General features: G+C 55.6%; 16 protein-coding genes. 9 read left to right on the plus strand and 7 right to left on the minus strand.

Going from position 1 to position 17889, the window contains the following annotated elements; genetic code table 11:
- Positions 1-26 precede the first annotated feature (26 nt).
- On the plus strand, positions 27-422 hold the full coding sequence (locus AC6I8V_RS06440) for a hypothetical protein (protein WP_497845062.1): 396 nt from the start codon (positions 27-29) through the stop codon (positions 420-422).
- A 79-nt stretch (positions 423-501) separates the two neighbouring features.
- Positions 502-1428, plus strand: a complete 927-nt coding sequence (rlmF, locus tag AC6I8V_RS06445) for a 23S rRNA (adenine(1618)-N(6))-methyltransferase RlmF (RefSeq protein WP_497845063.1) — start codon at positions 502-504, stop codon at positions 1426-1428.
- Here the strand turns inward: rlmF and ybiO are convergent.
- From ybiO to rhtA, 6 genes are all read right to left on the minus strand, one after another.
- Complete coding sequence (ybiO, locus tag AC6I8V_RS06450) at positions 1425-3692, minus strand: mechanosensitive channel protein (protein WP_497845064.1); 2268 nt, start codon at positions 3690-3692, stop codon at positions 1425-1427. The genes rlmF and ybiO overlap by 4 nt on opposite strands.
- 154 nt (positions 3693-3846) lie before the next feature.
- Complete coding sequence (gene glnQ, locus AC6I8V_RS06455) at positions 3847-4569, minus strand: glutamine ABC transporter ATP-binding protein GlnQ (RefSeq protein WP_497845065.1); 723 nt, start codon at positions 4567-4569, stop codon at positions 3847-3849.
- Positions 4566-5225, minus strand: a complete 660-nt coding sequence (gene glnP / locus AC6I8V_RS06460) for a glutamine ABC transporter permease GlnP (protein ID WP_497845066.1) — start codon at positions 5223-5225, stop codon at positions 4566-4568. The genes glnQ and glnP overlap by 4 nt, the downstream gene beginning before the upstream one ends.
- Before the next feature lie 74 nt (positions 5226-5299).
- Positions 5300-6046 carry a glutamine ABC transporter substrate-binding protein GlnH gene (gene glnH, locus AC6I8V_RS06465; protein WP_497845779.1) on the minus strand — a complete coding sequence of 249 codons (747 nt, stop codon included), beginning with the start codon at positions 6044-6046 and terminating at the stop codon, positions 5300-5302.
- 325 nt (positions 6047-6371) lie between these two features.
- Positions 6372-6875, minus strand: coding sequence for a DNA starvation/stationary phase protection protein Dps (dps, locus tag AC6I8V_RS06470; protein ID WP_036624544.1), 504 nt, complete (start codon positions 6873-6875; stop codon positions 6372-6374).
- A gap of 316 nt (positions 6876-7191) precedes the next feature.
- Positions 7192-8100, minus strand: coding sequence for a threonine/homoserine exporter RhtA (rhtA, locus tag AC6I8V_RS06475; protein ID WP_497845067.1), 909 nt, complete (start codon positions 8098-8100; stop codon positions 7192-7194).
- 375 nt (positions 8101-8475) lie between these two features.
- Between rhtA and ompX the strand changes: the two genes are divergently transcribed.
- Positions 8476-8985 (plus strand): outer membrane protein OmpX, encoded by a 510-nt coding sequence (ompX, locus tag AC6I8V_RS06480; protein ID WP_497845068.1) that lies wholly within the window; start codon positions 8476-8478, stop codon positions 8983-8985.
- 361 nt (positions 8986-9346) lie between these two features.
- Here ompX and AC6I8V_RS06485 read toward each other — a convergent pair whose 3' ends face one another.
- The gene (locus AC6I8V_RS06485; protein ID WP_497845069.1) at positions 9347-9541 is read right to left on the minus strand and encodes a hypothetical protein; all 195 of its coding nucleotides are present in this window, start codon (positions 9539-9541) and stop codon (positions 9347-9349) included.
- A gap of 265 nt (positions 9542-9806) precedes the next feature.
- On the opposite strand from AC6I8V_RS06485, the gene mntR reads away from it, so the two are divergent.
- From mntR to AC6I8V_RS06515, 6 genes are all read left to right on the plus strand, one after another.
- Complete coding sequence (gene mntR / locus AC6I8V_RS06490; RefSeq protein ID WP_497845070.1) at positions 9807-10265, plus strand: manganese-binding transcriptional regulator MntR; 459 nt, start codon at positions 9807-9809, stop codon at positions 10263-10265.
- A 21-nt stretch (positions 10266-10286) separates the two neighbouring features.
- Positions 10287-11396, plus strand: coding sequence for an SLC13 family permease (locus tag AC6I8V_RS06495; RefSeq protein WP_497845071.1), 1110 nt, complete (start codon positions 10287-10289; stop codon positions 11394-11396).
- Between the two features lie 185 nt (positions 11397-11581).
- Positions 11582-12724 carry an HlyD family secretion protein gene (locus AC6I8V_RS06500; RefSeq protein WP_497845072.1) on the plus strand — a complete coding sequence of 381 codons (1143 nt, stop codon included), beginning with the start codon at positions 11582-11584 and terminating at the stop codon, positions 12722-12724.
- Positions 12721-14289: a DHA2 family efflux MFS transporter permease subunit gene (locus AC6I8V_RS06505; RefSeq protein ID WP_497845073.1), complete on the plus strand. Its 1569-nt coding sequence runs from the start codon at positions 12721-12723 to the stop codon at positions 14287-14289. Before AC6I8V_RS06500 ends, AC6I8V_RS06505 begins: the two co-directional genes overlap by 4 nt.
- 1 nt (position 14290) lies before the next feature.
- Complete coding sequence (locus AC6I8V_RS06510) at positions 14291-15820, plus strand: efflux transporter outer membrane subunit (protein ID WP_497845074.1); 1530 nt, start codon at positions 14291-14293, stop codon at positions 15818-15820.
- Between the two features lie 243 nt (positions 15821-16063).
- Positions 16064-17545: a sugar porter family MFS transporter gene (locus AC6I8V_RS06515; RefSeq protein ID WP_497845075.1), complete on the plus strand. Its 1482-nt coding sequence runs from the start codon at positions 16064-16066 to the stop codon at positions 17543-17545.
- Positions 17546-17889 lie beyond the last annotated feature (344 nt).

The following is a 17889-nucleotide window of genomic DNA, read 5'->3' on the forward strand; positions in this document are numbered from 1 at the left end:
CCCTTTTATTAACCGGAGTGAACACCATGCAACTTAACCCTCAGGATTTTATTGTGTTTGATATCGCGGCCTTTCCGCTGGTGGGCTTTAATCAACAGGCAGTGCAGCCAGGCTATGCCGAACAGTGGCAACAGGAGATGATGGCGCTGCTGCTTAACGGCAAATCTTTTGTGGTGCTTTACGATCATATGCGGGTGGAGGAAACGCGCGATGACCGTCAGCAGCGTGGCGACTGGCTGATCTGCCACCGCGTGCCGCTTAGTCAGGTATGCAAAGGGATGATCAGCATCGAAAGCGATACCGAACGCGCTGAGACGCTGCAAAAGGTGCGTAAAATGTTTGGCATCCCGCATCAGGTGGTGAGTTCACGCCCCTACGCGCTGGCGCTGATGCGTCAGTGGACGCAGGCGGCGGCGAGCTAACCCCCGTCGACCGGCGGCAGAAATTTTCTTTTTTGTCCGGGGCGGAGTATCTTACGCCGCGTTATTTATCGGAGAATCTATGAACAAGCCTGCCGCTGCCGCCCTTTTTCATCCACGTAACCGCCATCAGGGCCGTTATGATTTTGCTGCCCTTACGGCTGCCCATCCGCCGCTGTCGGCCAAAGTGCGCCCGAACGGCTATGGCGAGCTGTCGGTGGATTTCGCCGACCCCGAAGCGGTGGTGCTGCTGAATCAGGCGCTGCTGAAGTTGTTTTATGGCCTGAACTGGCAAATTGCCGACGGTTTTCTCTGCCCGCCGGTGCCGGGGCGCGCCGATTACGTGCACGCGCTGGCGGATCTGCTGGCGCTTGATAACGGCGGGGCGATCCCGCGCGGGCTGGATGTGATGGATATCGGCTGCGGCGCCAACTGCATCTATCCGCTGATTGGTCAGGCGGAGTATGACTGGCGCTTTACCGGCACCGATATCTCTGCCGAGGCCATCACCTCCGCCAGCCAGATTGTGGCGAGCAATCCGGGCCTGCAACGCACGGTACGTCTGCGTCGGCAGAAACAGCCGGCGGCGATTTTTGCTGGCGTGGTGCATAAGAATGAACGCTATCACGCGGTGATGTGCAATCCGCCGTTCCACGCTTCCGCGGCGGATGCCGCCGCCGGGAGCCAGCGCAAAGTGCGTAATCTCGGCCTGAAAAAAGCGGCTCCGCTCAATTTTGGCGGCCAGCATCATGAGTTGTGGTGCGAAGGGGGCGAGATGGCGTTTATCGGCCAGATGATCGCCGAGAGCGTTGACTACGGCGATCGCGTGCTGTGGTTCACCACCCTGGTGTCGCGCAAAGAGCACCTGCCAGCGCTGCGCGCGCAATTGCAGGCGCTGGAGGCGGAGGAGGTGCGGGTGATCGACATGGCGCAGGGGCAGAAGCAGAGCCGCTTCCTTGCCTGGAGTTTCCTGCCGCGCGTCACCCGCGCGAAACGCCTGACGCGCTAAGCACTCCCCGGTGGCAACGCCGGGAAGCTGGCGGCGGAGGCCACATCGGCGCCGGTTTGCATCACTTCCACCGTTTGATGCGGCGCTTTGATCCCCGCCGCATCAAAATGCTTTTTCACCTTCTCATCCAGCGCAAAGCGTACCGACCACTGCTTCAGCGGCTGGGTGGTGAAGGAGACGCGCACGGTAAAGGATTGGTTGGTCAGCCCGACCAGCCCGGCAAAGCTGGGTTCGCCAATCACCATGCCGCGAATTTCCGGGTTCTCCAGCAGCTCACGCACCGCGGCCTGTAAGGTGGCGTTGACGCGTTCGGTCTCCTCGCTGCGATCCACATCGTAATTGGCCACAAATGAGCCGATGCCGCGTACAAAGTTGGCGAAAGTGGTGATCGACGACCACGGGATAATATTGAGCGCGCCGGTATCCTGACGAACCCCTACTGAGCGGATCGACATCCGTTCTACGGTGCCGGTGATGGTGCCGATGGTCACCAAATCGCCGGTATTCATGCCGTTTTCAAACTGAATAAAGATGCCGGTAATGATGTCCTTCACCAGCGTCTGCGAACCAAAGGAGACCGCCAGACCCAGCGCCCCCGCACCGGCCAGCAGCGGGGCGATATTCACACCGACTTCAGACAGTAAAATCATAATGGTGATGGTGCTGATCACCACCGCCAGCGCGTTGCGGAATAGCGTCAGCAGCGTGCGGGTGCGCGCGCTCGGCATTGGCCGACCGTGGGAGTCCGACGCCAGGCGGCTCTCGATCAGGCTGGCGAGCAGTGTCCAGCCAATCGCCGACAGCAGCAGAATCATCACGATACGAATCAGCACGTCCACCATTTTCTGTCCGGCACCGATGGTCAGCCAGTGCCAGAGATCAAACAGGTTCCAGGCGCTGAGCAGCAGCAGCACGGTAGCGAGCACCGTGAGCACCCGCGCCAGTTTCAGCATCGCCTTCACCCAGTCGTTGACGCGTTTTTGCAGTTCCGGGTAGTTGCGGCGCAGATCGGGGGAGAGCGTCAGGGTTTTGCCGATCCAGCGCGTCAGAATGCCGGAAACCAGCGCGGCGATGCAGATGATCGCCAGGCTGCGCACCGTGGCGGACATCATAAACTTCAGGCTGTCGCCGGGGTTGAAAATGGATAACAGGAACAGCGCGATAAAGTACGCGCTAGCCAGCCAGTGCCATACCATGGCGTAAGCGCGGATAAACAGGGCGAAGAAGCTCAGGCTGCGATCCGCCAGGCGCGATAGCGCATCGTGAATTTTGCGTTTGTTGCGAAATATCAGCCACAGCGCCCAGCCGGTCATAATCCCCATTACCAGCACATTTACCAGCGCCGCCACCTGCACGTTGACCTGATTGGAGACAATCGGCACTACCACCAGCAAACCATAACCGATGATGCCGCTCAGCCAGCTCAGGCGCGTGCTCCAGTAGCGCGCGCGGTCATCCGGCAGATGGAAAAAGCGCAGCGTCGGATGGCGCGGACAGAAGATTAAGCGCAGCACCGCTTTAAAGAATTCAATCAGCGCAAAGGCGTTGAGAAACAATCCCTGCTGATAGGCGATGGTGTGATTATCGCCGTGGTAGTTGTCGCTGATGATCTGGCCGATAAACAGCGCCAGCGCCAGCAACAGCAAATCGATGATAAACGCCAGCGCGATGGTGGCGGGGAGGTGCAGCCAGTTGGTGTGGTCGCGGTTTTTGTTACGCGCCCAGTCGCCCATGCGATGCCAGATGGGTGACATCAGCTGACGCACCAGCCAGTAAAAGGCGAACACCGCCGCCGCCAGCGCCACAAAATGCGTCAGCGCATTCAGAAAGGTTTGATGGTTAAAGGGTTTGTGCGGCGCGTTGGCGATGGTGTCGTGCAGCTGGACAAACTGTGACGCCACTTCGCCGCCATATTGGCGGGTGACGTTGGTGACGCTCTCCAGCACCGTGGGATCGTCGGCTTCGGCCTGCGGCGGCGCCAGCACCGGATCCTGGCTGGTGGATTTGCTGTTGGCCGCCTGGCGCAGTTGATCGATCAACTCCTGACGCGAGTCGTTATTTTCCAGGATGTTAGCCAGCGCAGCGTAAGCCGCTTTTTTCTCTTCCAGCGTCGGCGCGCTACTGGTGGCGGAAGGCGATTGCTGCGCGGCAACCGCCGCCTGTGGCAGGGTGACCGCCTGGGAGACTGGCATCAGCCACGGCAGACAGATAAGTAACAGGCTCCAGCAGATGGCACGAGGCCATTGTGGGCTGGCAAACGACATGGCTTTCTCCCTGATCAACGCACAGCGGCACAAGGGAGAAGTATAGACAGTGGGGAAGAGGGAAGAGTCTGAAAGGCCAGATTGCGGCGCGCTGGCCCCTCAATCCAACCTTCTCCCGCAAGCGGGAGAAGGCGGTGTGCAATATTTTGCCAGGTCAGGAAACGTGCTGCAAAAACTCGCGCAGACGGTCGCTCGGCGGGTTGGTGATCAGCTCATCCGGGTTGCCATCTTCAGCGATGGTCCCTTTATCGATAAAGATCAGACGTGACGCCACTTTCTGAGCAAAGCCCACTTCGTGGGTAACGATAACCATGGTCATGCCTTCTTCGGCCAGGTCCTGCATCACTTTCAGCACTTCGTGGCGCAGTTCCGGGTCGAGAGCCGAGGTTGGCTCATCAAACAGCATCATTTTCGGCTTCACCGCCAGCGCGCGGGCAATCGCCACACGCTGCTGCTGGCCGCCCGACAGCTCTGACGGGAAGTGGTGCGCACGCTCGGCGAGACCCACTTTACCCAGCAGCTCACGCGCCAGTTTCTGCGCTTCGTCTTTCTTCGCGCCACGGACGCGAATCGGACCGAATGCCACGTTGTCCAGCGCGCTCATCTGCGGGAACAGATGGAACTGCTGGAACACCATGCCCGCTTCCTGACGGATCAGGCGTTCGTCGACTTTCGGGTCGTTCACTTTCAGACCATCGACGATCAGCTCGCCGCTGGTGATCTCTTCCAGCTTATTGATGCAGCGCAGCAGGGTCGATTTACCGGAGCCAGACGGCCCGATAATCACTACGACTTCACCCTGATTAATCTTCAGGTTGATGTCGTGCAGTACCTGCGTTTGGCCGAAGTTTTTAGAGACGTTTTTAAATTCAATCACAGGATTTTCACCCTTTTCTCAATACGGCGCAGCACAAAGCTCAACACCAACGTAATAACCAGATAGATAATGGCAACGGCGCTCCAGATCTCCAGCGCGCGGAAGTTTCCGGCGATGATCTCCTGGCCCTGACGGGTCAGTTCCGCCACGCCAATCACGATAAACAGCGAGGTGTCTTTGATGCTGACGATCCACTGGTTACCCAGCGGCGGCAGCATACGGCGCAGCGCCAGCGGCATAATCACGTAGCGCAGGGTTTCGCGGCGCGACAGACCCAGCGCCAGACCCGCTTCGCGGAAGCCTTTGTTGATCGACAGCACGGCGCCACGGGTGATTTCCGCGATATAGGCACCGGAGTTGATCATAATGGTCACCACCGCGGCGGTGAACGGATCGATACGTAAATCCGGGAAGGCCATCGGCAGGGCAAAGTAGATAAACATAACCTGCACCACAATTGGCGTACCGCGAATCAGCTCAATGAAAACCAATGCGATGTTGTTCGCGATCCAGCCGCCATAGGCGCGGGCAAAACCGGCGACGACGCCGATAATCAAACCGCCGACCAGGCCGAGGACCGAAATAAGCAGAGTCATTTTGGCGCCTTCCAATAAAATTGGCAGGGCTGGCCAGATGACGCTCCAGTCAAACTCCATGGTGTAACTCCAGAATCTGTTGCGATGGAAAAAGCAGGGCCGAAGCCCTGCTGTAAATTAGAATAGTAACTGAATTATTTAGGTTCGCTTCCGAACCATTTTTTATAGAGGGTGTTATAGGTGCCGTTCTCACGCAGGGTTTTCAGCGCGCCGTTCACTTTTTCACGCAGATCGTCGCTGCCTTTCGGGAACGCGATGCCGTACTGCTGTGCTTCGATAGAGTCGCCAACCGCTTTGAAGCGGCCTTTGCCTGCGGTGTGGATGAAGTACAGGATGTTCGGGGTGTCATGCAGCACAGCGTCAGCACGGTTAGTGCCTAACTCCATGTAAGCATTGTCGATGTTCGGGAACTGACGCAGATCTTTGGATTTGATATGCGCTTTGGCGTAATCAACAGAACCGGTGCCGCTTTTCACTGCCACGACTTTGCCGTTCAGATCGTCGATACCTTTGATGTTGTTCTCGTTGTTACGCACCATCACCAGCAGACCACTTTTGTAGTAACCGTCTGAGAATTCGATGGCTTTCTTACGCTCATCGGTAATGGTGATACCGGCCAGCGCCAGGTCAACGTTACGGGTTTGCAGTGCCGGGATGATACCGCTGAAATCCATCGGCTTCAGGGTGTAATCCAGTTTCAGTTCTTTCGCAATGGCGTCCCAAAGATCGATATCGAAGCCGACGTACTGGTCGCCCTGCTTAAATTCGAATGGAACGAAGGCGGTGTCGGTAGCGACAACCAGTTTTTTATCTGCTGCGGTGGATGAAAGAGAGAAGGCCAGCGCGAGGGCTGCCACGGAGACTTTAATTAATGACTTCATCATTTTTCCTTATTACCTTCCAGACCTGCTGGCCTGATTTGCGACTGAGTATATGAAAAAATTATGCCAACTTTTCATTTTTCGCGAAATCAGCAGGTTACATGACGTTGCTGACACGATTTTGCTTGTGTGTGATGTTTTGCACCATGGTGAGGCACCAAAATAGTGCGTGGTGCCGTGGTGGTGCAGAGAGCAGTGTGCACCAAGGCGCAGGGCAGGGGAAAGCAGGGATTAAGAAATTGTTAGCGATGTCAAAAAAAGCACCATGATGTTACATGGACATAAAAAAAGGCGGGATTAGCCGCCTTTTTTAAGAAAATACTGATTATTCGATATTGGATTCGATAAACCACAAGAACTTATCGAGATCGCGTGAGGCGGCGGTGAAAATATCCGCACTGTCTTCGTCACTCACTTCGCTGATGGCTTTACGCACGTCGTTCGCCACGATGGCGTAACGGTCAGCCAGCGCTTTCAGATGATCCTGCACGCTATGGATATTGAGCGGATAGCTTTTCAGCGGGGTTTTATCATTAACCACCTGAGTGGTACCCAGCGCCACGCCGCCCAGCTGCACAACACGTTCAGCGATGGTGTCCTGATGATCGGTAATTGCGGTACGGAAGCCATCAAGCATTTCATGAACCGCAATGAAGTTCGCGCCGCGCATGTTCCAGTGCGCCTGTTTGGTGATCAGCGACAGGTCAATAAACTCCACGACCAGACGGTTGAGCACCTCAATGGTGGCTTTCTTCTCGCTATCAGCCACATCGTTACGGGTGTAAATCAGATCGGAAGATTTAGTTTTAACCAGTTTTGCGGTACTCATCATTAAATTCCTCTCGTTGATGGGTTGTCCTAATCAAGCACGGGACTAAGTATAGCAGCAGTTATCGGCTCTGCGGGATTGATTCAGTCAATTCCAGGAATAGGTGGACACAAATGGATAACGCGAGGGATTAAACGTTGGCTGAAGGGTTTTGTGAGAAAATCGATATTTATCATGATGATAAAATAAAGCTGTTAATTGTCTTTCATCAATGTTGCAAAATAATAACAAAGCCGCGGAAACGCCACATAAAAAGTGATAATGAGAATGGTTTATATATTCAGCCAGCCCTCTGACCAGCTGAATATAGCGAAATTTATTGGGGAGGATTTAAATCGACTTCATTAATTTGTGCACTTTTCTGCTTCATGGTCAGCGTGGAACCGGCAGAAGCGATAATAATCGCCAGCAGAGCAACCCATTGTTTTAACGTCAGCAATTCTCCCAGGAACAACATGCCGGAAAGCGCTGCCATCGCCGGTTCCAGGCTCATCAACGTGCCAAATATACGGGCGGGCAACCGGGTTAACGCCATCATCTCCAGCGAATAAGGAATCGCACTGGAGAGCAGGGCGATAACCAGCGCGAGGGGCAAAATCTCCCAATGCCAGATGCCGCTGTGGGCGAAGGTCAGCCCCAGGGGCACAAAAATCACCGAGGCGATCAGCGAACCCATCGCCACCGTTGCCGGACCGTGCTCCGCTCCGGCTCGCTGTCCGGCGAGGATATAGATCGCCCAGCAGGCACCGGCACCCACCGCCAGCAGCGCGCCGAGCGGATCGATATGGCTCATCCCTTCACCAATCGGCAGCAGGAACCAGAGTCCGGTCACCGCCAGCAACACCCACAGGAAATCGAGCGGACGGCGCGACCCCAGCAACGCCAGCGTCAGCGGCCCGGTAAACTCCAGGCCAACCGCCACGCCAAGCGGCACGGTGCGGATGGAGAGATAGAACAGGTAATTCATGCAACCCAGCGCCAGGCCGTACATCAGCAATGGCTTGCGCTGCGCGCGGCTGAAGCGCAGACGCCAGGGTTTAAAGATGGCGCAGAGGATCAGGGTGCCCAGCCCGAGACGCAGCGCGGTGATGCCTGGCGCGCCGACGGTGGGAAACAGCGATTTCGCCAATGATGCACCGCCTTGTAGCGAGAGCATGGCAATAAGCAGCACGGCGATGGGGAAAATCACCGGCGTCATTTTTTTTGCAGTCAGAGGTACGGACATCCTGGAATCAATTCCTGTTTTTTTAACATCAAGGTAACAGTCAGCAGTGTAAAGGAATCTGAGACAAATAAGGAGGCGACCCGGAGGCAAAAAAAGCGTAACGACATAGGAAAAAGCGACTACGGCAGGTCCATTTCAGTAAAGAAATGTCAGGTTAGTTTAGGAATTTACTTAAAGGTATTACTGAGAGAAAGAAATTTCATTGCAGAAATATGACGTTTTTTATAAGAAAAATGAATGACATAGGAAACTTCATTAACTTTCTGTTACACCAAACAATCTGTTAGACAACAAAATAGCGGCAGAGTTTCCCGCTATTTTTTGTTATATTTTCAGCGTTGTCAGGAGAGAAGTTTTATCACATTTGAGGTGGTTATGAAAAAAATTGCATGTCTTTCAGCACTGGCTTGTGTACTGGCAGTATCTGCAGGTTCTGCCATGGCGCAGAGCACTGTCACCGGTGGTTACGCTCAGAGCGACTACCAGGGTGTTGCCAACAAAGCTAACGGTTTCAACCTTAAGTATCGTTACGAAGACGGTACTGATCCGCTGGGTTGGATCGCTTCTTTCACCTACACCGCTAAAAATAGCACTGATGCTGGCGTGTACAACAAAAGTCAGTACTACGGCATCACCGGTGGTCCGGCTTACCGTCTGAACGACTGGGCGAGCATCTACGGCGTAGTAGGTATCGGTTACGGTAAATACCAGCTGAATGGTGCTGACCGTGACAAAACTGACACCAGCGACGTAGGTTTCTCCTACGGTGCAGGTATGCAGTTCAACCCGATTCAAAACGTTGCACTGGACGTGGGCTACGAGCAGAGCCGCATCCGCAGCGTTGACGTTGGCACCTGGATTGCTGGCGTAGGCTACAGCTTCTAAGTTTTTGCTTAGACCAGAGTAGCAAACGAAACGGCCCTTGATGGGCCGTTTTTTTTATCTTCTTTCACCGGGTGGCGTGGTCAGGCATCACGGTTTTCCCTGTGCGCCAGTGCTAGGATTTTCTATCCTGAACTGACCAGTCTTAGCCCCCGCATCCTGTTTGCCGCTTTCCTCTGTATATCAGCAGCCGGTAGAAATCGTTCAGGGAAGAGGGGAGAGGCAAAAGGATTCCGTCCCTCGTTTCATCAGAGAGTTAACGCGTTCAGTCACATCAGAATGATAAAGCGAGACAAAGTGCGGGACATAATCGAAGGACCCGCCGGGCAGCGGATCCGCAATGGGCATTATCAGGCAGGAAAAATCAGCCGCGCCAGATCAGATTCGGGCAGGGGCGCTCAGCGATTTTTTTGCCGGTCAGCTTTTCAATCAGCATCAGACGAAGGGCAAAGGGTGAGCGGGTAAACAAGCACAGCAGAGATTTCAGCTCGAAAGCCGATGCGCTTTTTTCCGCCTGGAAGCATTTGCCACAGTCGAGGCAGCTTTTCATGGTGGTCATGTTTACCTCCCGATTATTGACGACGTAACAGCAAGCACAATCCTGCGATAAACAACAGGAAAAGGAGCAACAGCAAATAGGGTTCATGCATGGTTTGCCTCCTTTGTGAGCATTGCTGCTTACATTATCAACGAATATAGCATCGGCTATACCCTTTAGCCAAGGCTATTTAGGAAAATTTTGTGCTTATTTGTGCCTGGTTTACAATAGGCGCAGCCAGCCCGTACCGCAGTTCTGGTACGGCAAATAATAAAGAGGAAGCTGAATGAGTCGTCGTGCCAAAAGCGCCATTACCCCGCCCCAGGGACCGCTTAAAGATATAGAGGAGCATGTCGAAGGATTTCGCCAGGTGCGCGAAGCGCATCGTCGTGAGTTGATTGATGACTATGTTGAGTTAATCTCTGATTTAATTCGTGAATTTGGTGAAGCACGCCAGGTGGATATGGCTGCACGCCTCGGCGTTTCTCAGCCTACCGTGGCGAAAATGCTGAAACGTCTCGGCAGCACTGGCCTGGTGGAACAGGTCCCCTATCGCGGCGTTTTCCTGACGCGTGAAGGTGAAAAGCTGGCGGAAGAGAGCCGCGCGCGCCATCACATCGTGGAAACTTTCCTGCTGGCGCTGGGCATCAGCCCGGAGACCGCGCGCCGTGATTCGGAAGGTATTGAACACCATGTCAGCGATGAAACCCTTGCTGTTTTCCAGAAATTTTCCGAGAGTCGCTAACTTTTAAGGCCCTCCGCTATCATGCCCATCGTGCTTCGCTCTTTAATGCGTGACCGTATTTTGCATTTGCTGTTGTTGTTGGGTGTGATTCTGTTGCCGCTGGCGGATTTTCGCTGGTCGCAGCTACCCGCCGCGGTTGACTGGCACACCATCATGACCCTGACCGGGTTATTGATGCTGACCAAAGGGCTGGAAAACAGCGGCTATTTTGATGTGCTGGGCGCGCGCCTGATTCAGCGTTTCCAGCATGAACGCGCGCTGGCGCTGTTTATGGTGTGCGCCGCGGCGCTGCTCTCCACGTTTCTGACCAATGATGTTGCGCTGTTTATTCTGGTGCCGCTCACCCTGACGCTGCGCAAATTCTCCCGGCTGCCGATCTCCCGCCTGATCATTTTTGAAGCGCTGGCGGTGAACGCCGGATCCCTGCTGACCCCGGTCGGTAACCCGCAAAACATCCTGCTATGGAGCCACGGTTCGCTGAGCGTTCCCGCGTTTATCTTACAGATGCTGCCGATCGCCGCCTGGCTGATGCTGACGCTGATGCTCCTCACCTGGTGGAGTTTTTCCGGGCGCAGCATTCAGAAACATGCGCAAGGCGAGGAGCAGCAGTGGCAGAAGCCGCTGTTTATCATCAGCGTGCTGCTCTACATCCTGTTTGTGGTGGCGCTGGAGCTGAAGATGACGGGCTGGGCGCTGCTGCTGGTGGCGGGCTGTTTTCTGGTGTTGGCGCGTCAGGTGCTAATCAGCATCGACTGGAGCCTGCTGCTGGTATTTGTCGCGATGTTTATCGATGTGTTTTTGCTGATGCATCTGCCCTTACTGCAACCGCATATCGCCGCCATCGGCCAGCTGAGCGAAGGCGGGTTATACCTGCTGGCGATCGGCTTGTCGCAGATTATCAGTAATGTGCCCGCCACCATTCTGTTGTTGCAGAAAGTCCCGCCGTCCGATGTGCTGGCCTGGGCGGTCAATATCGGTGGCTTTGGCCTGTTGCCGGGATCGCTGGCAAACCTGATTGCGCTGCGTATGGCGAAGGATCGCCGCGTCTGGTGGCGTTTTCACCTGTTTTCGCTGCCGATGCTGGCATGGTCGATGATCAGCGGCTGGCTGCTATTGCTCTGGCTGCGCTAAGCCAGCGAATTCTCCTCGCCGTAAGGCAACAGACAGCGGATTTTCAGTCGCTTATCACGCATTTTAGCCGAAAATGCGTGTTTTTATCGCTTATGTAAAGATATGCTGGAATTTGTCAGTTTCTTATCTAAGGTTAACTTGACCGTTTACGCCCGGGGATCGGGGCCAGCCTAAGATGACAATTTATGAGTGATAACGAAAATCAGCCGTCAGCGCGCGACTCGCGCGAGCCGCAGGACCCACACCAGACAACAGATACCCATTCAGCCGAAAAAGATGAGCCAGAACGTAAGCGCCCCGGTAAAAAGCCGCTGATTATTCTCGCCATTGTGGTGGTGATCATGCTGCTGGTGATTTTTTTCTTCTGGTTCATCAACCGCAATATTGAAACCACCGACGATGCCTTTACCGAGGGCAACGCGGTGACCATCGCCCCGAAAGCCGCTGGCTACGTCGTTAACCTGCTGGTCAGGGATAACCAGCGGGTGAAAAAAGGCGATTTGCTGGTGGAGATCGATCCGCGTGATAACATCGCGCAGCGCGATCAGGCACAAGCCCAGCTGGGACTGGCAAAGGCGCAGCTGCATCAGGCGCAGGCCCAGCTGGCGTTGTCGCGCGTACAGTATCCGGCGCAGCGCGATCAGGCGTTAGCCGATCAGGCTAAAGCGCAGGCCAGTTTGCTGAATGCGCAGGCGGATTACCGCCGCCAGCGTGGCGTTGATCCACGCGCTACCTCGCAGAGCAATATCGATACCTCAGCCGCGCAATTGCGGTCTGCCGAAGCTCAGCTGCAAAGCGCCAAAGCGCAGGTGGAAGTGGCTTCGCAGGTGGCGTTGCAGATTCGTCAGCAGGAAACCAACGTCGAAGCCCGCCAGCAACAGGTGGAGCAGGCACAGGCGCAGTTAAACACCGCCAACCTTAATCTCTCCTATACCGAGGTGCGCGCGCCCTACGATGGTTTTGTCACCAAACGCAATGTGCATATCGGTTCGCTGGTGCAGGCGGGCACGGCGCTGTTCTCGCTGGTGTCACCGGAGATCTGGATCACCGCGAACTTCAAAGAGTCGCAGCTGGAACGGATGAATCCGGGCGATAAGGTGGACATCAGCGTCGATGCCTGGCCGAGCCTCAAACTGGAAGGGCATGTGGACAGCATTCAGATGGGCACCGGCTCGCGCTTCTCTACCTTCCCGTCGGAGAACGCCACCGGCAACTACGTGAAAATTGTGCAGCGCGTTCCGGTGAAAATCGTTATTGATAAAGGTCTCGATCCGAATCATCCGCTGCCGCTGGGGCTGTCGGTTGAACCTAAGGTGACGGTGGAATGAGTGCGAGCGACAGCTGGAAACCCGCCAGCAATCCCTGGTTAGTGGCGATCACGGTAACGCTGGCGGTGTTTATGGAGATCCTCGACACCACCATCGTTAACGTGGCGCTGCCGCATATCGCCGGGTCGCTCTCCTCCAGCTACGACGAGTCCACCTGGGTGCTGACTTCGTACCTGGTGGCAAACGGCATCGTGCTGCCGATCTCTGCCTTCTTTACCCGCCTGTTTGGCCGCAAACAGTTCTTTATGATCTGTATCGTGATGTTCACCGTCTGCTCATTTTTGTGCGGCATCGCCACCGAGTTATGGCAAATCATTCTGTTCCGCGTGTTGCAGGGCTTTTTCGGCGGCGGGTTGCAGCCGACCCAGCAATCGGTGCTGCTCGATTACTTCAAACCGGAAGATCGCGGCAAGGCATTTGGCCTCTCTTCGATTGCGATTATCGTCGCGCCGGTCATTGGCCCGACGCTGGGCGGCTGGATCACCGATAACTACAGCTGGCGCTGGGTATTCTTCATTAATATTCCGGTGGGGATTCTGACGGTGCTGGCGATTTACCAGCTGCTGGAAGATCCGCCGTGGGAAAGTAAATGGAGTAAAGGCCGCCTGAAGATCGATTACATCGGCATTGGGCTGATTACCCTCGGGTTGGGCTGTTTGCAGGTGATGCTGGACCGGGGTGAAGACGCCGACTGGTTCGCTTCGCACTTTATTCGCCTGTTTGCGATGCTGGCGGTGATCGGCATTGTCGGAGCTATCTACTGGCTGTTGTATGTACGCAAACCGGTGGTGGATCTTACGGTGATGAAAGATCGCAACTTCTGGGTAGCCGGGCTGTTGATGGCTGGCATGGCGATGATCCTGTATGGCAGCTCGGTGGTGCTCCCGCAGCTGGCGCAGCAGGATCTCGGTTATACCGCCACCTGGTCCGGGCTGGTGCTGTCGCCCGGCGCGGTGCTGATCGTGCTGACCATCCCGCTGGTGCTCAAATTGATGCCCATCGTTCAGACACGCTACATCATCGCCTTTGGCTTTAGCTGCCTGGCGCTGGCGTTCCTGTATTCCACCCGGCTGACGCCGAACGTTGATTTCACTACCCTGGTGATGATGCGCAGCGCGCAGTCGATTGGCCTCGGGTTCCTGTTTGTGCCGCTCACCACCATTGCGTTCATCACCGTGCCGCAGCGCCTGAATGCCGATGCGGCGGCGCTGTTTACCATGTTCCGTAACGTGGCGGGATCGATCGGTATTTCGCTGTCGACCGCGGCGATTACCGAACGGATGCAGACGCAATCGGCCAACATGGTGCATAACATGTCGCCGCTCAATGAGCCGTTTAATCTCACGTTGCAGCATTGGGCGCAGGCCATCCGTGATTACACCACGGCGGTGGGCGATCCGCTGACGCTGGCCAGCGGTCAGCTGTATCAGGAGATGATTGCCCAGTCGCGCATCCTCGCCTATATCGACGTGTTTATGGGCCTGAGTATTGTGGCGTTGCTGTTGATTCCTTTTTGTTGGTTGCTTTCGCCGATCAAGAGCGAAGGCAGTGCAGGAGCACATTAAAATGAAAAAGCCTTCGCGCCTGGCGCCGTCACTCAGCCTGTTGACGCTGGCGCTGCTGCTGGCCGGTTGTGCGGTCGGGCCTGATTATCAGCCGCCGCACGCGCAAACGCCGGGTAGCTATCGCGATCTGCCTTCCCAGGAAACCTCGAAACCTCTGTCAGCGGCGATCAATCCGCTGTGGTGGAAAACCTTTAATGATCCACAGCTTGATAGCCTGATCACCCGCGCCATTGCCGATAACCTGACGCTGCAACAGGCGGTGTTACGCATTGCCGGGGCGCGTGAACAGCTGGCGCAGGCGCGTGGCGGATTGTTCCCCTCTGTTAACGGTTCCGCCAAAGTGACGCGCCAGCAGCTCGGCCTGAAAGGGTTGCTGGAATCGAACGGCGTGTACGATCAGGTGGATAGCGATGTGGCGAGCCAGCTCAATAGCCTGACGCAGCCGGTCACCTTATATCAGGGCAGCTTCGATGCCAGCTGGGAGCTGGATCTGTGGGGCAAAGTGCGGCGCCAGATGGAGATGGCCAACGCGCAGCAGCAGGCGGCGATCGAACAGCGCAACGATGCGCTGGTATCGCTGGAAGCGGAAGTGGCGCGCGCTTATCTGCAACTGCGCGGTGCGCAGGCGGTATTGCAGACGTTGCAGCAGCAGATCGATGTGGCGCAGCAGACTTCAGAACTCACGCAAAGCAGGCAGCGTAACGGGCTGGCCCCGCTGACCGATGTGGAGAATGCCCACGCTCAGCTGTCATCGCTACAGGCGCAGCTGCCGCAGTATCAGTCACAGGAACGACAGGCGATGAACGGTCTGGCGGTGCTGCTGGGGAAAACCCCCGGCGCACTGGATGAGGAACTGACAAATCTAAAACCGTTGCCCACGCTACCGAAAATGGTGCCGGTAGGCATTCCTGCTACCCTGGCGCGTCGGCGCCCGGATATCCGTGAGGCCGAGGCCCAGCTACACGCGCAGACCGCCAATATCGGCGTGTCGGTGGCGGAGCTGTTCCCCAGCCTGTCGCTGACCGGGCAACTTGGCGTGCGTAATACCGATGCCAGCTACCTGGATAACTGGAGCAGCCACTTCTACAGCGTCGGCCCCTCGCTGTCGATTCCGATCTTTCAGGGCGGACAGCTGGTATCGAGTGTGAAACTGGCCCGCGCGCAGCAGGCCAGCGCGGCGTTGCAGTATCGTCAGACGGTGCTTACCGCCTTGCAGGATGTGGAAAACGCGCTGGTGAGCTACCGTGCCGATCAGCAGCAGGTTACCGCGCTGGATGAAACCACCGGGGCGCTGCAACGCGCCTTCGATTTGGCCAGCGACAGCTATCGCCAGGGCATCTCGACATTCCTTGAGGTGCTGGATGCGCAGCGTCAGCTGGCGCAGGCTGAGGCGCAATCGACGCAGGCGCGGATGCAAACCGCGCTTGATCTGGTGGCGTTATATAAAGCCCTCGGCGGCGGCTGGGAACCTTACCAGAACGTCAATCTGCCGGAATATTCGGTGTTTGGTCCAGCCACCGACGTGAAATAGCGCCCCGCAGCACGCCGCACACATCGATGTGCGGCGCTCGCCATTTTGAAATAAAAATTTTCCTTCCGGCACGAATGCAAAGCGTTGATTGCGTATTTTTCCGCAATCGCCAGGTGTAATTGGTTGTTTTGTGATCGGCTCCGCATGTTAATACCATGTTACGCAAAACTTAAGTTTCATATTTATTCCTTTCGGCAGAAATAATCTATTTTTACCCTATCTCTTATCTGCGAAGGAGTCACTATGTCCCGGGAAACTTACCTCACGCCCAACAAAGCATCAGGGCCGAACAGTTCGACGCGCACAGAACCCTTTGTGAAGGTGATCGCGCTGGTTGCCACCCTGGGTGGCTTGCTGTTCGGCTATGACACCGGCGTTATTTCGGGTGCGCTGCTGTTTATGGGCGATGACCTGCATCTCACGCCTTTTACCACCGGTCTGGTCACCAGTAGCCTGCTGTTCGGCGCCGCGTTTGGCGCCCTGGCCGCCGGTCACTTTGCCGCTGCCGCCGGGCGGAGAAAAATCATTCTGGTGCTGGCCGTTATCTTCGCGACTGGCGCGATCGGCACCGCCATGGCACCCGATGTCGACTGGATGATTTTCTTCCGCCTGGTGCTCGGCGTGGCAGTCGGCGGCGCATCGGCGACGGTGCCGGTGTATATCGCCGAAATCGCCCCGGCGAATAAGCGCGGGCAGCTGGTGACGATTCAGGAACTGATGATCGTCTCCGGCCAGATGCTGGCCTATATCTCCAATGCCGGTTTCAACGCGGTGTGGGGCGGGGAGACCACCTGGCGCTGGATGCTGGCGGTGGCGACGCTGCCTGCCGTGCTGCTGTGGTTCGGTATGCTGTTTATGCCGGATACGCCGCGCTGGTATGCGATGAAGGGCCGTCTGGCCGAGGCGCGTCAGGTGCTGGAGCGTACGCGTGCGTCGCGGGATGTGGAGTGGGAACTGACGGAAATCGAGGAAACGCTCACCGAAGAGCAGCAAACGCAGCGTCCGCGTCTGCGCGATTTGCGTAAGCCGTGGCTGATCAAGTTGTTCCTGATGGGGATCGGGATTGCAGTGATTCAGCAGCTGACCGGCGTAAATACCATTATGTATTACGCGCCGACCATGCTGAAAGCCGTTGGCATGAGTGATAACGCCGCGCTGGTTGCCACCATCGCCAATGGGGTGATTTCGGTGCTGATGACCTTTGTTGGCATCTGGTTGCTGGGACGTATCGGGCGTCGCACCATGACGAAAATCGGTCAGTTTGGATGTACTGCCTGCCTGGTGTTTATTGGCGCTATCAGTTATCTGATGCCGGAAACGATTCATGGTCAACCGGATGCGCTGCGCAGTTATATGGTGCTGCTTGGCATGTTGATGTTTTTGAGTTTCCAGCAGGGGGCATTATCGCCGGTGACCTGGCTGCTGCTGTCGGAAATCTTTCCTACGCGGTTGCGCGGTATTTTTATGGGCGGCGCGGTTTTTGCCATGTGGATTGCCAATTTCTTTATCTCGCTGATGTTCCCGATTCTGCTGGCCGCGGTAGGATTATCCGGTGCGTTCTTTATTTTTGCCGCCATTGGTATCGGTGGGGCGATTTTTGTTATTCGTTGCGTACCGGAAACACGTAACCGCTCGCTGGAACAGATTGAACATTATTTGCACGACTGGCTCTCTGATGATGAAGAAACTGCGACATTAACCCCAGCCATGAAGAAAAGTTCCTGAACAGCGGCGCTAAAAAGCGTGTCACAGGCCGGTGAGAACCCGGCCTTTTTTATGTCGGCGTTAAGTAAAAAAAGAGCATAGAGTTGTCATGGATAAAAAATAAAACGTGCAGTGAAAACATGTTTTAGTACGCTCATTAATCTTTGTTTACCATTGTGTTCACTTCTGCGGCAGGAAGGATTATCCACTAAACGAAAGTTCAGCTCGCCGGTGTTAATTCAGGGTTAATTAAAGCGAGCGGCCTGGTTTAATGAAGTGCGCGATGAATATCTTCATCACTTAAGAATTATCCCTGCTATAAAATTAATTTATTTTTTTATTTGAATTGGGTAATCTTGCCACTA

Source organism: Pantoea sp. X-Soil-TKNS-1207, from assembly GCF_059730485.1.